11 protein-coding genes are annotated in these 15,962 nt (G+C 46.5%); 8 read left to right on the top strand and 3 right to left on the bottom strand.

What is annotated here, in order from left to right; translation table 11 throughout:
• Positions 1-2: 2 nt before the first annotated feature.
• Together C9991_RS10440 and C9991_RS10435 are read right to left on the bottom strand one after the other, a co-directional pair.
• Complete coding sequence (locus tag C9991_RS10440) at positions 3-1,184, bottom strand: class I SAM-dependent rRNA methyltransferase (RefSeq protein ID WP_106812453.1); 1,182 nt, start codon at positions 1,182-1,184, stop codon at positions 3-5.
• Positions 1,185-1,219: 35 nt separating this feature from the next.
• Positions 1,220-1,864, bottom strand: a complete 645-nt coding sequence (locus C9991_RS10435) for a 3'-5' exonuclease (RefSeq protein ID WP_106812452.1) — start codon at positions 1,862-1,864, stop codon at positions 1,220-1,222.
• Between the two features lie 151 nt (positions 1,865-2,015).
• Here C9991_RS10435 and C9991_RS10430 point away from each other — a divergent pair, with 151 nt between their 5' ends.
• From C9991_RS10430 to C9991_RS10395, 8 genes are all read left to right on the top strand, one after another.
• A complete protein-coding gene (locus C9991_RS10430) occupies positions 2,016-4,541 on the top strand; it encodes an FtsK/SpoIIIE family DNA translocase (RefSeq protein ID WP_106812451.1) in 2,526 nt (841 codons plus the stop codon).
• An 88-nt stretch (positions 4,542-4,629) separates the two neighbouring features.
• Positions 4,630-5,253: an outer membrane lipoprotein periplasmic chaperone LolA1 gene (lolA1, locus tag C9991_RS10425; protein WP_106812450.1), complete on the top strand. Its 624-nt coding sequence runs from the start codon at positions 4,630-4,632 to the stop codon at positions 5,251-5,253.
• 15 nt (positions 5,254-5,268) lie between these two features.
• Positions 5,269-6,792 carry a DUF5687 family protein gene (locus C9991_RS10420; RefSeq protein WP_157949445.1) on the top strand — a complete coding sequence of 508 codons (1,524 nt, stop codon included), beginning with the start codon at positions 5,269-5,271 and terminating at the stop codon, positions 6,790-6,792.
• Positions 6,793-7,031: 239 nt separating this feature from the next.
• Entirely contained in the window at positions 7,032-8,591 is a 1,560-nt protein-coding gene (locus C9991_RS10415; RefSeq protein ID WP_106812448.1) for a sensor histidine kinase, read from the top strand.
• 74 nt (positions 8,592-8,665) lie between these two features.
• Positions 8,666-9,364 carry a response regulator transcription factor RprY gene (gene rprY / locus C9991_RS10410; RefSeq protein ID WP_106812447.1) on the top strand — a complete coding sequence of 233 codons (699 nt, stop codon included), beginning with the start codon at positions 8,666-8,668 and terminating at the stop codon, positions 9,362-9,364.
• Between the two features lie 214 nt (positions 9,365-9,578).
• Positions 9,579-11,027 carry an IS1182 family transposase gene (locus C9991_RS10405; RefSeq protein ID WP_106810833.1) on the top strand — a complete coding sequence of 483 codons (1,449 nt, stop codon included), beginning with the start codon at positions 9,579-9,581 and terminating at the stop codon, positions 11,025-11,027.
• A 399-nt stretch (positions 11,028-11,426) separates the two neighbouring features.
• Positions 11,427-13,808, top strand: a complete 2,382-nt coding sequence (locus tag C9991_RS10400) for a TonB-dependent receptor (protein WP_106812446.1) — start codon at positions 11,427-11,429, stop codon at positions 13,806-13,808.
• A gap of 15 nt (positions 13,809-13,823) precedes the next feature.
• On the top strand, positions 13,824-15,068 hold the full coding sequence (locus C9991_RS10395; protein ID WP_198643786.1) for a type IX secretion system plug protein: 1,245 nt from the start codon (positions 13,824-13,826) through the stop codon (positions 15,066-15,068).
• 28 nt (positions 15,069-15,096) lie between these two features.
• On the opposite strand, the gene C9991_RS10390 is transcribed toward C9991_RS10395, so the two are convergent.
• Positions 15,097-15,906, bottom strand: a complete 810-nt coding sequence (locus C9991_RS10390; protein ID WP_232823307.1) for a DUF4738 domain-containing protein — start codon at positions 15,904-15,906, stop codon at positions 15,097-15,099.
• Positions 15,907-15,962: the final 56 nt, after the last annotated feature.

Genomic DNA, 15,962 nt, shown 5'->3' with positions numbered 1-15,962 from the left:
ATTTACTCCACATACAATACCAATCCCTTGAGGTATTCGCCTTCAGGATGATAGATGTTAATAGGATGGTCGGCAGGCTGATGAATCTGATGCAGGATGCGCACCTTGCGGTTGGCCTGAACAGCAGCTGTAAACACAGCATTACGGAAGTTCTCCTTGGTAACAATCTGCGAGCAGCTGAAAGTAAAGAGTATTCCGCCCGGCTTGATTCGCTGCAAACCCTTGACGTTAAGGCGTGTATAACCCTTCAGGGCATTACGCAAAGCACCACGATGCTTGGCAAAAGCGGGTGGGTCGAGAACAATAAGGTCGTACATCTTGTCGTTGGCGTCGAGATACTTGAAAGCATCCTCGCAGAAGGCAGCATGGCGGTTGTCGCCAGGGAAGTTCATGGCAATGTTCTTGTTTGTTAGCTCCACAGCCTTGGCGCTACTGTCAACCGAGTGTACAAGCTTGGCTCCTCCACGCATGGCATAAACCGAGAATCCGCCAGTATAGCAGAACATATTTAGTACCGAACGTCCATGCGAGTAAGTCTCAAGCAGATGTCTGTTCTCGCGCTGGTCTACAAAGAATCCCGTCTTCTGTCCCTTAAGCCAGTCGATATGGAATTTAAGTCCATTCTCTATAGCCACGTCGCTACCCATCGAGCCATAGATGAATCCGTTCTCGTGCTCAATATCGGCTTTGAATGGCAATGTTGTTTCGCTCTTGTAGTAGACATTGGCTATTGTGCCACCAGCCACCTTGATTAAAGCCTCGCAAATCTCGTTGCGATAAACATGCATTCCCACGCTATGTGCCTGCATAACAGCCGTGTCGCCGTAGCAGTCGATAATAAGTCCAGGAAGATTGTCGCCCTCGCCATGAATAAGACGGAATGTATTGTTGTTGTCGCGTCCAATCAGGCCAATAGCCTTGCGCATCTCCCATGCCGAAGCCAATCGTGCCTCCCAAAACTCAGCATCGATGGTTACGTCGCGGAACGAAAGCACGCGTACAGCTATGCTGCCAATCTGGAACATGCCGACAGCTATAAAGTCGCCAGCCGATGTGAAAACACGTACAATCTCGCCCTCGTCCACGTTGTCGTCTACGCTGGCTACCGCTCCAGAGAAAATCCATGGGTGGAAACGTTTAAGGCTCTCTTCCTTACCTTTCTTTAAATATAGACTTTTATACATATAATGCTTATATCGTTATTGCTTATTATCGTTGTTTATTCTGCTGCCTTAATCGCTTCAGGCTCAGGCACTTTTACAAGATTGTAGTCGTGTGTTGCCATCAGTCGCATAATCTCGTCGTATAGGTTGATGCAGGCCCATGCGTCGATGGCGGCATACTCCTTCTGCTTGTCCGTAAGCACGTCGGCCTCCCAATTGGTAAGGCGTTGGCGCTTGCTAATCTTCTCGCCAAAGAGGTTGGCATACAATTTCTGAAGGCTCTTGTCCTCGATGCCAAGATTGCCAATAATGTCTTGCACATCGATAAACCATCCGGGTGCAAAGTCCTCTCGACGATGCAAGGACATCAAGTCGTCGTGCCATGACAGACCTATCATGGGCACCTCCTTGTTGCTAAGAAGGCGCAAGAGCGACTTGGGCAATCCTAAATAGTTGAGCCTAAAAAGGAAGCAATGGTCTCTTGTGGCTACTTGCAACAAGGCCACCTTGTGGTTTTGTCCCTTTCTGAATACTGGGCGTGTCTCGGTATCCACTCCTAAAATGTCGCACGACAGGAGATAGTCGACAGCCCTTTCGGCCTCGTACTCGTTTAGCACAACCGTAATCTTACCAGGGAAAGCCACCAAGGGCAATGTGTTGATAGTTGCCTTGTCAAATTTGTTGTATATTGTCTTTTTCATCCTACTTCATTGAAAGATTTTGCAAAATTAGAAAAAAGTTATGAATTTATGGCTCTTTACGAGTTTTTTCCACTAATTTTGTATCTAATAAGCCTTCTTCAATGAGGTATTTGATTATTAAAACGCAACAATAGACATAAAACTTACAATAATGGCAAAAAAGAAAACAGAGCGCAAGCCTTCAAGTCTTACCGAAGCGATAGGCTTGTCAAGCTTTCTGAGAAGTGAGAGAACTGACTTCCTCTTTGGAATGATAATAGTGTTGTTTGCAATCGTTACATTCATAGCGATGTTCTCGTACCTTAACACGGGAGCAGCCGACCAAAGTCTCTTGGAGAGCTTGCGTCCGGGCGAATGGCTAAACACGGACAAGGAGTTCTGTAACTATTGCGGTTCGTTTGGAGCTATTATTTCCTATTTGTTTATAACCGAGAATTTTGGTTTTTCAGCCTTCCTCATTCCTGCCTTCCTTATATTGGTAGGCGTAAAGATGATGCAGATATTTACGGTTAATCTGTGGAAATGGTTCTTCGGGATGGCTGTCAGCATGATATGGCTGTCGTTGTTCCTGTCTAAGGTTTTATCGCCCTTCATGACCGAGTGGGTGTTCAATCCTGGCGGCAACCATGGTGCCATAGGTGTGGAATACATCGAGAATGTTATTGGCCCTCCCGGACTTACAGCCGTGCTGTTCTTCTCGGCTATTGCCTTGCTTACGTTTATCAGCAAGCAGACCATAACTTGGGTTAGACGCATATTCAACCCCTTGAAGTCGGTAGCCAACAAAGCTTCGGAGATTGTAACCGACAAGCTCAACAATAGCGGGTCGGATGCTGACGAGACCGAGGCTGACGACAACAACGAGCCTCTAAGCCAAACGCAGCAGTTTGCCAATGCTGTTAAGTCAGATAATACTAAGGTGGCAAAGACTAAGGAGGAGGACAACGCGGCTCCTGCCGTAATCGACCTTACCGACCTTTCTAATTTGGGAGGCTCTACCAAGAAGAAGCCTGCCGCAAATGCAGCCGAACCTATTACGCCCAAGGTTTCTAACCCCGCAGCAATCAATGGCGCTCCGGCAAGCACACTTACGGTCGAGGTGGGCAAGGCCAAAAGGGCATCAGGATCAGATATTGCAAAGGATGTGTTTGATACTCCTATCAATCCGCTCGAGCCTTTTGTCAACTACAAGCATCCGGGACTGGAGCTTCTGAGCAAGGACGACAACGAGGGCCGTCCATATGTAGATATGGAGGAGATAAAGGCACACAACGAGGAAATCGTAAGAGTGCTCAAGAGCTTTGGCATAGAGATACGCGAGATTAAGGCTACCGTTGGTCCTACAATCACCCTTTACGAGATTACGCCAGCCGAAGGCATCCGTATCACAAAGATTCGCAGTCTGGAGGATGATATTGCCCTACGTCTGTCTGCCCTTGGCGTGCGTATTATTGCGCCTATACCAGGCAAGGGAACTATCGGTATTGAGGTACCTAACAAGAAGCGCCACAACGTGTCGATGGAGAGCATTCTGAACTCGCGCAAGTTCCAGGAAACCAAGTTCGACCTTCCTATCGCCCTTGGCAAGACCATTACCAACGAGGTGTTCATGGCCGACCTTACCAAGATTCCTCATCTGCTTGTTGCTGGTGCAACCGGTCAGGGTAAGTCGGTTGGCTTGAATGTCATCATCACGTCGCTACTATATAAGAAGCATCCTAACGAGCTTAAGCTTGTGCTTATCGACCCTAAGAAGGTGGAGTTTAGCGTCTACGCTCCTATAGCCGACCATTTCATGGCCCAAGTCGACGACGACGACGAGCCTATTATTACCGACGTAACCAAGGTGGTGCGCACGCTCAAGAGTCTGTGTACACTCATGGACCATCGCTACGACTTGCTTAAGCTTGCTGGTGCACGCAACCTGAAGGAGTATAACGACAAGTTCTTGCACCATCGCCTTAACCCCGAGCTTGGCCATGAGTTTATGCCATACATAGTTGTAATAATCGACGAGTTTGGCGACTTGATTATGACAGCCGGCAAGGAGGTAGAGATGCCTATAGCACGTATAGCCCAGCTTGCGCGTGCCGTGGGTATACATATGATTATTGCCACACAGCGCCCAACAACGTCTATCATCACGGGTAACATCAAGGCCAACTTCCCTGGCCGAATTGCCTTCAAGGTAAGTTCGATGATGGACTCGCGCATCATTCTCGACCGTCCGGGTGCCAACCAGCTCATAGGTATGGGCGATATGCTCTACCTCAACGGCAACGAGCCTACACGTGTGCAATGTGCCTTTATCAATACGCCTGAGATTGTAAAGATTAACGAGTATATTGCCAAGCAGTCGGGTCCGGTTCATCCTATGGAACTGCCTGAGCCTAAGGGCGAGGATGGTGGCGATACGGGTTCGGGCTCTAATGCTGGCGACATGGGCAACCTCGACCCCTTCTTCGAAGAGGCTGCACGCTCTGTTATCATCAGTCAGCAAGGCAGCACCAGTATGATTCAACGCCGATTCTCTATCGGATACAATCGTGCCGGACGTCTTATGGACCAACTCGAGAAGGCTGGCATAGTTGGAGCTGCTCATGGCAGCAAGCCACGCGACGTGCTTATCGCAGACGAGGGTCAGCTTAGCACAATAATGGCGCAGCTCAAGAGATAGGCTCCAATAAGGTTGGTATAGAAAAAAATAACAGGATAAATTAGAGTAGTAAAACATACACTTGAACATTCAAAAAAACATTAAAAACATGAAACACAGATTGTTTAAAATGTTGTTTGTCGCAATTCTCTTCGTTTGTGGCACAACGGCAATGGCACAGAATAATGCGGCTAAGGCCCGCGCCATACTCGGCAAGACAGCCAAGGTGGTCGGACGTGCGGGCGGAGCAAGCGCTTCGTTCACTATGTCGAGCGCTTCTACCGGAACCATATCAGGTACTATAGCTGTTAAGGGACGCAAGTTTAACGCCCGCACCCAACAGGCCATTGTGTGGTTCGACGGCAAGACCCAATGGACGTACATGCGCAAGAACAACGAGGTGAACGTAAGCACGCCTACCGCAGCCCAGCAGCAGATGATGAATCCTTACACATTTATTAATATATACAAAAGTGGATACAAACTTGCCACACAGGCTTCGGGCTCAAACAACCATGTGCATCTTGTGGCTCAGAACCGCAAGCTAAGCATCCAGGAGATGTACATTACCGTAAACAGTAAGACATACGTGCCTTCTATGGTTAAGATGAAGCATGGCAACAAGTGGTACACCATTAGCATAAGCAAGTTTGCCGCCAAGAACCAGCCCAATAGCGCGTTTGTCTTCAACTCCAAGGATTATCCCTCGGCCGAGGTTATCGACCTCCGCTAACAACCACATCTATTTATGCAGTCTCACCTTAGTTTTATAGAGACGTTGAAGACGCTTATACGTCATCGTCGTCTTGCCGACAGTCGCAGCTACAGCTCTGTACAGAACAAGTTTGCCAAGGCCATGATATACGTGTCAATGGCTTTGTGCGTGGTTTATCTTATAGGTCTATCCATCCCGTTTGCGATGATAGCCAACGAGTCTCGCTCTACAACATCGGTCGAGCTATTGTGCGTGTTGCTGCCGTTTATACTGTTGCTCGATTTTGGTATGCGCTTCTTGGCTCAGCAGACACCATCCCAGATTGTGCGCCCCTACCTGCTGTTGCCTCTCTCGCGCTATGCCTGTATCGACGCTTTTGTATTCTCGTCTCTGTTCAACTGGGGCAATCTGATATGGCTTACGTTTGTATTGCCGTACATCCTGATGTCGATGATATTCAGCTATGGCTTGCTCACCTCGTTCCTTGCCATAGTGTTTGTCATCATAATGGTGCTTGCCAATAGCCAATGGTATTCAATAGCCCGCACACTTGTCAACGACTCGTATCTATGGTGGCTGTTGCCGGCAGGCGTCTACGCCTTGTTGGCCATGCCGATGTATGTTGGAAGCGATGCAGGATTAGACCAGTTTGCCAATTTCTACTCGTATACAGGCGAACTCATCGGGCTCCACTCCCCTATTCCTCTTATCCTTGCCCTTGTGTTCCTGGCCTTGCTTGTGGCCGTAAACCGCAAGCTGCAACTTGTCTTTGTAATGCGCGAGCTTATGCGATCGGAGAAGAAGACCACGTTGAAGAAAATCAACAACTACAGCTTTCTTGAGCGCTATGGCGAGATAGGCACATTCCTTCAGCTCGAGGTAAAGCTGCTTATGCGCAACAAGAATCCGCGCAAGGCATTCTTCACAGGCATCGTGGCCGTACTGGCTATTAGCACTATAATTATCTTTACAGATATGTACGATTCCAGCGGCACGACCACGTTCTGGGGTCTGTACAACTTTATCCTCCTTGGAGCCAACATCCTTGTAAGAGGCATGGGCTATGAGGGCAACTATATCTACGGACTGCTTGTGCATAAAGAAAAGATACTAACGCTTTTGCAAGCCAAGTACGTGTTCTATTCCGGTCTGTTGTTGCTGCCGTTCGTGCTTATGTTGCCCGTGGTAATATCGGGCAAGTGGTCTATCTATATGCTGTTTAGCTTTATGGTGTTCACAATGGGATTCCAGTATCTCATGTTCTTCCAGACAGCCGTATACAGTAAGCAGGCAATTCCCCTTAACGAGAAGCTTACAAGCAAGGGCGGACTCGACGGCAACTACATCCAGACCGTTATAATGGCAGTTGTGTTCATAGTGCCTAATATTTTGGTAGGCTTTCTGCAAGCCTACTTCAGCAGCAACACAGCCTACACCATATTATTAATAATAGGTGTAGTATGCATTCTCACCCATAAAATATGGTTGCGCAACGTCTACAAGCGTATTATGAAGCGCAAATACATCAATTTGGAAGGCTTCGCAGCCTCACGTTGATACCCATTTCGCCATAAGCATACTATTTCTCAACAGGCTTATTTCTTTATAAGTATCATATTTCCTAAGGCTTATAGTTGCAAAACAGCAATTATAAGCCTTATTTATAGTTAATAATTAAGAATTAGCACTTAATTGTTAATGCATTTGTTTTTTCTTTCAAGCTTTTAAACTATCTTTGCCATCGACAATAAACAAAACAATTTTGTCCGCGACAATTAATAAAACAAATTCATTATATGAAGAAAAGAACGATTTGGACTATTGCATCAATAATGGGGTTCTCGTTTCTGGCCCTCTTGTTCTTGCAACTGAAATATATCCAAGAGATGGTGGACATGAAGAAGGAGCAGTTCGACGAATCGGTCAACCGCGCCCTTTATCAAGCCTCGCGCAATCTGGAGCTCAACGAGACCTTGCGTTATCTTGAGAAGGATGTAAACGAGACAGAACGCCGAGCCTTCAAGAAGGACTCGCTTGGCACACGCACAGGCAAGTTGGACGGCAGCATACAGCAGTCGCATCAATACTCGGTTACGGGCAAGGACGGAACTATCTACTCGTCGTTCGAGCTGAAGACCATAACCACCAAGCCCTCGCAAATGCCCAAGGCTATGATACTTCATACCGACAAGAACTCGATTAGCGAGGCATCAAAGTCGCTTCAGGAGATTGTTAAGAACCGCTACATCTACCAGAAAGCTTTGCTCGACGAGGTGGTCTACTCCATTCTCTACTCGGCTTCCGACAAGCCTTTGAAGGAACGTGTCAACTTCAAGCTGCTCGATCAAGACCTCAAGGCCGAATTGATGAACAACGGCATCAACATACCCTACCACTTCACAGTATGCACACAGGATGGCAGAGAGGTATATCGTTGTCCAGAGTATTCGGACGAGGGCGAGGAGTTCACCTATTCGCAGGTTCTCTTTCGCAACGACCCACAATCGAAGATGGGTGTAGTAAAGATTCATTTTCCCGACATGAGCGCCTATATCTTCTCGTCAGTAAGGTTTATGATTCCGTCGGTAGCTTTCACCATCGTGTTGCTCGTTACCTTCATCTTTACAATATTTATAATCTTCAGACAGAAGCGCTATACCGAGATAAAGAACGACTTTATCAACAATATGACGCACGAGCTCAAGACTCCTATCGCCAGCATCTCGCTTGCAGCACAGATGATGAACGACGAGAGCGTTACCAAGAGCCCAACGATGATGAAACATCTTGGACAGGTGATAAACGACGAGTCAAAACGTCTGCGATTCCTTGTAGAAAAGGTTCTGCAGATGTCGATGTTCGACAGAAAGAAGGCTGTATTCAAAAAGAAACGTCTCGACCTGAACGAGATGGTAGAGAATATTGCCAACTCGTTCACCCTGCGTGTCGAGCATACCGGAGGCAAGATTTATACGGAGATCGAGGCTATCGACTCGACAATATACGTAGACGAGATGCATTTCCAGAACGTAATAAACAACTTGCTCGACAATGCCGTAAAGTATCGCAAGCCCGACCAACCGGTGGACATCTACCTGCGCACATGGAACGACGACGAGCATCTGTATCTCTCGGTTCGCGATACGGGTCTTGGACTTAAGAAGGACAATCTTAAGAAGGTGTTCGACAAGTTCTATCGCGTACATACAGGCAACCGACATGATGTAAAGGGCTTTGGTCTGGGTCTGGCATACGTCAAGAAGATTGTTATGCTGCACCATGGCGACATCTCTATAGAGAGCGAGCTGGGCAAGGGCACCAAGTTTACAATCAAACTTCCGGTAATCAAGGATTAAACCATTTGCCACAACAAACGTCTAAATGACATATCAACAAGAAAAAAAATAATAACAAATAAAACATTACAACTATGGATGAGAATTTGAAAATTTTGCTCTGCGAGGACGACGAGAATCTCGGTATGCTTCTTCGCGAATATTTGCAGGCTAAAGGCTATTCGGCAGAACTCTGCCCTGATGGCGAGGCTGGCTACAAAGCATTTATGAAGACTAAGTTCGATATCTGCGTGCTTGATGTTATGATGCCTAAGAAGGACGGATTCACCCTTGCTCAGGAAATTCGCCAGGCTAATGCAGAGATTCCTATCATATTCCTTACTGCCAAGACACTAAAGGAGGATATTCTTGAAGGTTTCAAGATTGGTGCCGACGACTATATCACAAAGCCTTTCTCAATGGAGGAGCTTGTATTCCGTATTGAGGCTATTCTTCGTCGCGTTCGTGGCAAGAAGAACAAGGAAAGCTCTATTTACCACATCGGCCGCTTTACATTCGACACCCAGAAGCAGCTGCTGTCTATTGGCGAGAAGCAGACCAAGCTTACCACTAAGGAGAACGAGCTCCTGGCTTTGCTTTGCAGCCATGCCAACGAGATTCTTCAGCGCGACTTTGCCCTAAAGACAATCTGGATTGACGACAATTACTTTAACGCCCGCTCTATGGACGTTTACATTACAAAGTTGCGCAAGCACCTTAAGGACGACGACCAGATTGAGATTATCAATATCCACGGCAAGGGCTACAAGCTTATAACTCCTGAGGATGATTAAAAACAATAATATCTCCCCATTACACGAGGGTGTGCATTCGATGTTTCTACACAAGAATGCACACCCTTTTTTTGTAAAACCAAAGTAGGAGGTACGGTCTCCGAAGAGGGCACTGAAAAAGTCCCTTGCGATATATTTATCAATTATAATCTGCACATAATTTGGCTATGTGCAGATTTTTTTGTACCTTTAAGGAATAAAATCCAAGGTACTTATGCTGTCACAACAACAACTTCCACTCAGTGAATATAGCTCACTTTATGATATAGTCGTCCCCCAGGACAACCTTCTCCGCCGTATTAATAACCTGATAGACTTCAGCTTTGTCTATCAGGAACTGGTCAATAAATATTGTCCTGATAACGGCCGTACAGCTGAATCGCCCATTCGTATGTTCAAATATCTTCTATTGAAGACAATATACGATATATCTGACGTGGATGTTGTAGAGCGTTCCCGTTATGACATGTCGTTTAAGTATTTTCTTGATATGACTCCTGAGGAAGGCGTTATCAATCCAAGCAGTCTTTGTAAGTTTCGCAGATTACGCCTGAAAGACACGGATCTTATGAACCTGCTTATCAAAAAAACTGTAGAGATAGCAATAGAGAAAGGAATCATCACATCAAAGACTATTATTGTAGATTCGACTCATACAAAAGCCAGGTCAAATCCGTATTCACCAGTTGAGATACTGAAACTCCGTTCGAAGCAACTCCGCAAGGCGCTTTATGCCATGGATGATAATATAAAGGAAACACTTCCGGCTAAGAATGAAGACGATGACCTTGTTCATGAGTTGGATTATACCAAGGACCTTCTAAATCATATCACCTCGGATTCCTGCCTTTCGGAAGTGCCCGCAGTAAAACAGCGACTAAATATGCTAAAGGAGACGCTTGCGGACATAGAAGACCACTATACAACCTCAAAGGATACAGACGCACGTGTTGGGCATAAGACAGAAGACACGTCGTTCTTCGGTTACAAGACTCACATCGCAATGAGTGATGAGCGTATCATAACTGCTGCCACAGTCACATCTGGCGAGAAGGGTGACGGGCCTCAGTTGGAAGAGCTTGTTGAGCAAAGCAGAAAGAACGGAATGGAGGTTGACACGGTTGTTGGTGATACCGCATATTCTGGCTGCAAGAACCTCAAACTGGCAGAAGATGAAGAGAGGGGATTTCGTTTGGTGTCCAAATTACATCCGTCTATTAGTAGTGGATTTAGAAAGAGTGAAGACAATTTTGATTACAACAAGGATGCAGGCATGTTTGTTTGTCCTGCTGGCCATATGGCAATCAGAAAAGTAATAATGGGAAAGAATAGGAACTGGAATCAATCCATGACTTATTTCTTTGATGTGGATAAATGCAAGACTTGCTCACGAAGAAACGGATGCTACAAGGATGGAGCTAAAAGCAAGACCTATAGTGTACCTATCAAGAAAGGAGAACATAAAAGACAACTGGAGTTTCAGAAGACACAAGAATTTAAAGAAATAGCCCGCCAGAGATACAAGATAGAGGCAAAAAATTCGGAGTTAAAACAGGTATACGGCTATGATAAGGCATTGTCGTATGGGCTAGATTGTATGCAAATGCAAGGTGCAATGACAATATTTGCCGTAAATATCAAAAGAATATTGAGACTAAGCTAAGAATAATTAGAAGAATTATACACTTGTGACATAAGTGCCCTACATCCTCTATAAGGCTGTATATTAGACCATATCAAAGCAAATTAAAAGCAGATTGCAAAACCGACATAATGTTTAATGCAATCTGCTTTTTTATTTAAAAGAGTGGAATAAAGTCTTAAAGGGCTAACTTTTTCAGTGCCCTCGTCTCCGAACCGTACCACGCAAATAGAAAGTTTCTTCAATAACATATTGCCTCTTGTGTGGTACGGTTCGGAGACCGTACCTCCTACGCTTCCCTTAACTATTTGATTCTTCACTCTTCGTTCTTCACTCTTCGTTCTTCACTTACCTACTGTCAATTAAAACAAAACCTCCAGCAAGGCACAATAATTAATATGATATCTCGTTATATTAAGTATGAAAATTAAAGTTCTGATATTACAGATATTTATGCTTTGCATGGCTATGTATGCCCAAGCGCAAAGCTTCACGTTGCAAGGCCGTGTTGTCGACGAGTCGGGCAGCCCAGTAGAGTTTGCATCTGTCTCATGTCTAAAGCAAGGCAAGATGACCATGACATCGCTTAAGGGCGAGTACAGCCTACAGCTACATTCGGCCGACTCTGTTGAGGTTAGGTTCTCCATGGTAGGCTACAAAACCAAGATACGCGTGTTGCGTCGGCCACGAGGCAAGCAGACTCTGCAAGTTGTATTATACAGCAACGACAACGAGCTTAGCGAGGTTACGGTTACCGGTACACGCATACAGAGCGGACAGACACAAGAGCTAAAGAAAGAGCATCTGAAGAACCTGCCCTCAGTAAGCGGCAACGCCGTAGAGGAGCTGATACAAAGCCAGGCAGGCGTGTCTACCCACAGCGAACTGTCGTCGCAATACAACGTGCGTGGCGGATCGTTCGACGAGAATAGCGTATATATAAATAATGTGGAAGTTTATCGTCCGTTCCTTGTACGCAGCGGACAACAAGAGGGCATCTCCGTAATCAATCCCGACATGGTAGAGAAGATAGAATTCTCTACAGGCGGATACGAGGCACGCTATGGCGACAAGATGTCGTCGGCTCTCAACATCACCTACAAGCGCCCCAAGCCCTTCGAGGCATCCGTATCGGCAAGTCTGCTTGGCGCAAGCGCATACGTAGGCGTAAGCAACAAGAAGGTGTCGTGGAGCAACGGATTGAGATATAAGACAACACGCAACCTCTTAGGCTCGCTCGACACCAAGGGCGAGTACAAGCCCACGTTCATCGACTATCAGACTTATTTCACCTACACACCTAACGAGCGTTGGGACATCAACTTCCTTGGCAACATATCCAACAACCACTACAACTTCAGTCCCGAAGACCGCGAGACCAACTTTGGCACTATGGAGAATGTCAAGTCGTTCCGCGTATATTTCGACGGACAAGAGAAGGACGTGTTCCGCACATTCTTCGGATCGCTTGGCATTACACGCCACTTTGGCAAGAACACAAGCCTCTCGCTTATAGCATCGGCCTTCAAGACACGCGAACAAGAGAAGTACGACATCCAGGGACAATACTGGCTAACCCAGACCGAGACAAGCGAGAATCTTGGCGTAGGCACCTACTTCCAGCACGCGCGCAACTATCTCAACGCTCATGTGGAGAGCCTAAAACTCTTGCTCAAAACCAAGCAAAAGAGACACGACATTGAGGGCGCGCTTTCATTCAAGAAGGAACACATAAGCGAGAACTCTGTGGAGTACGAGATGCGCGACTCAAGCAACTACAGCATTCCGCATACGGGCAAAGACCTCTATATGATATACAGCATGCGAGCCAAGAATGTGCTCGACGCCAACCGCATAGAAGCCTACATACAAGACACCTACCGATTTGGTGGTGGCGAGGGCCAGTCGCATTACACACTCAACTATGGCGTGCGCTTTGCCCATTGGAGCTACACCAAGGAGACAATCCTAAGCCCACGCGTCTCGCTCGGAATAATCCCGGCTTTCAACGAGAATGTAACCATGCGCTTTGCCGCAGGTCTATACTATCAGGCACCATTCTTCAAGGAGATTCGCGACACAACAACGGTCAATGGCATTACTTATGCCAAGCTCAACAACAAGGCAAAGAGCCAACGTTCCATACACTTTATTGCTGGCTACGACTACCGCTTCAAGCTAAACAACCGCCAGTTTAAGTTCACGGCCGAGGCTTACTACAAGTTGCTTGGCAATCTGGTGCCATATAGTGTCAACAACGTCAAGGTGGTTTACTATGGCGACAACGAGAGTAGCGGACATGCAGCAGGTCTTGACTTCAAGATATATGGCGAGTTTGTGCCCGGTACCGACTCGTGGCTATCGCTCTCGCTTATGAGCACAAAGATGAAGCTCAATGGCGTGTCGATACCTCTGCCTACCGACCAGCGCTATGCCCTTAACTTGTTCTTTACCGACTATTTCCCAGGTACCGACCGCTGGAAGATGTCGCTAAAGCTTGCCTTTGCCGACGGTCTGCCTTTCGCGGCTCCACACAGGGAACTTGAGTCGAACTCGTTCCGCGCACCAGCATACAAGCGTGCCGACATAGGTCTGAGCTACAGACTGATAAATAATGCCGACAATCACAACAAGAAGAATCCGTTGCGCAATCTGTGGCTGGGCGTAGAGTGCCTCAATCTGTTTGGCATCAACAACGTCAACTCCTATTATTGGATAACGGATGTTACCGGACAGCAGTATGCTGTGCCCAACTACCTTACTGGCAGACAGCTTAACTTTAGAATTTCTGCCGACATCTAATCGTGTAGAATCTGTATGAAGAATATCCATCATAGCATCATATCTTTGGCGTTGGTTGCCAGTTTCTCGGGCTCTGCCAACGCCCAAAACCATATTATAAAGTCGGACAATATTGCCTCGCTACAGGTTGTGGCGGGCAACAACTGGCTGTCTATGCCCATTATCAAGCTTAATGGCACAGACCCTATCAACGTGTCGTTCGACGACCTAACCCATCAATACCGCCGCTATGCTTATAAACTCGAACATTGCGAAGCCGACTGGAGCGTGTCCGAAGGAATTTTTGAGAGCGACTATTGCGAGGGTTTTGCAGATGGCAACACTATAGACAATGCCGAGGAATCCATCAACACCAACACCCTTTACACACATTACAGTTTCTCCATTCCTAACGAGCGTTGCCGACCCAAGATTAGCGGCAATTACCGCCTTACGGTTTACGACGAGAACGAGGGCGACACCATATTTACCGCCTGTTTTATGGTGGTAGACCCACTCATTAATGTGTCTATGCAAGTGACATCAAACACAGACATCGACACAAACAAGAGTCATCAACAGGTGGCTTTGGCTGTGGGCTATCCTTCCCTAAGAATAACCAATCCAAGTGAGGAGATAAAGACCGTGGTTCTGCAGAATGGCGACTGGAACAACGCACGCCGAAATGTGCCCTCGCAATATCAGACGGTTGACGGAATGAAGTGGCAACACAACAAGGCCCTGATATTTAATGGCGGCAACGAATATCGCAAGTTCGAGATTCTGTCGGTATCCAACCCAACGCTCGGCATAGAAGACACATGGTGGGACGGCAGCCAATATCGTGCACGCGTATGGACCGATCTGCCACGTCCCAGCTATACCTACGACGAAGACGCTAACGGAGCTTTCTACATTCGCAATAGCGACAATATAGAAAACGACCGCGCTTCAGAATATGTGGTTGTAGAGTTTCGCCTGCAGGCTCCGCGCCAGAGGGGCGACGTCTACATCAATGGCGCATGGACCAACAACCAGTACATCCCCCAATATCTTATGACCTACAACGAGATTGACAAGATGTACGAGGCCAAAGTAAGGCTTAAGCAAGGATATTATTCGTACCGATACGTGGTGGTAGACAACGACAAACCTCAGCCTGTTACGTCAGAAGGCAACTTCTTTCAAACCGAAAACACGTACCAAGCATTGGTGTATTATAGAGCTATTGGTCAGCGAACCGACTTGCTTTCAGGGTATTGCGAGGTTGAGTTCAAGTAAAGTTTTCTAACAACCCCTCATATTCAATCTATTTCTTAATTCGTTTATGTAGCTTGCCGTTATACCCCACAACAACCTCCACCATATAATTGATGGACGATTCAGGAATAGCGAGTATAGCAAAGAAGTGTAGACCCTCCTTGTCGGCATTAACGAACGTCAAATCGCTTAACACGGCCTGCTTTACAAACGATTCGGGCACAACATCCTTAAACATCTCCTTGCGCAAGTCGCTTGAGAACAAGCTGGTCGCACCCTTATAGATGCAGAGGTTAATAATATTGTCGTAATACATATTGTCTACCTCCACGCCATCGTCGTTGTACGAAGCCTTTGCTACCTTGTACGTTGTAGGATTAATCTGCACGTAGCAATGGTAGCGCTCGTCGCCGTAATACATAATGGAGTCGCGTTTAACAAGCTTGTTCTGGTTGATGTGCAAAACCGTCTTAGTAGCAAACAAGTCGAGGTAAGACATGTCGTTGGTCTTCTTCAGCTTAACCTTATCGCCATTTTGATTTACAAATACAAACAAGTGTGGTGTTTGCTTCACGATATGATATTTCACAGTATTGCCGCCAAAGAGCACAAACGAGTCGCGCTCTACACGGAAATATGTAGGTGCACTTGTGGAGTCGGGAAAGAAGATGGTGTCACCCTTAACACGAAAGGCCACATCATCATCGTCGTCGTCAAGCCAAATTCCTTGCAAATTCTTCTTGGCAGTCAAGTCTTCTTCGGTCTTTTCTTGTTTTGGGGTTTGTCCAGAGCACGCAAACAACGCCAAGGCCAAATCGATACACAAGAAAGGCATGTATATCTTTCTCAAATTAAACATATATAGGTTGTCTTCTTTTATGCTGTGCAAAGATACTATTTTTCGTGCGTAACTGC

The organism is Prevotella merdae (assembly GCF_900290275.1).
Classification (GTDB): domain Bacteria; phylum Bacteroidota; class Bacteroidia; order Bacteroidales; family Bacteroidaceae; genus Prevotella; species Prevotella merdae.
Note: the sequence above shows the minus strand (reverse complement) of the source record. Positions and strands in the feature narration are given on the sequence as shown.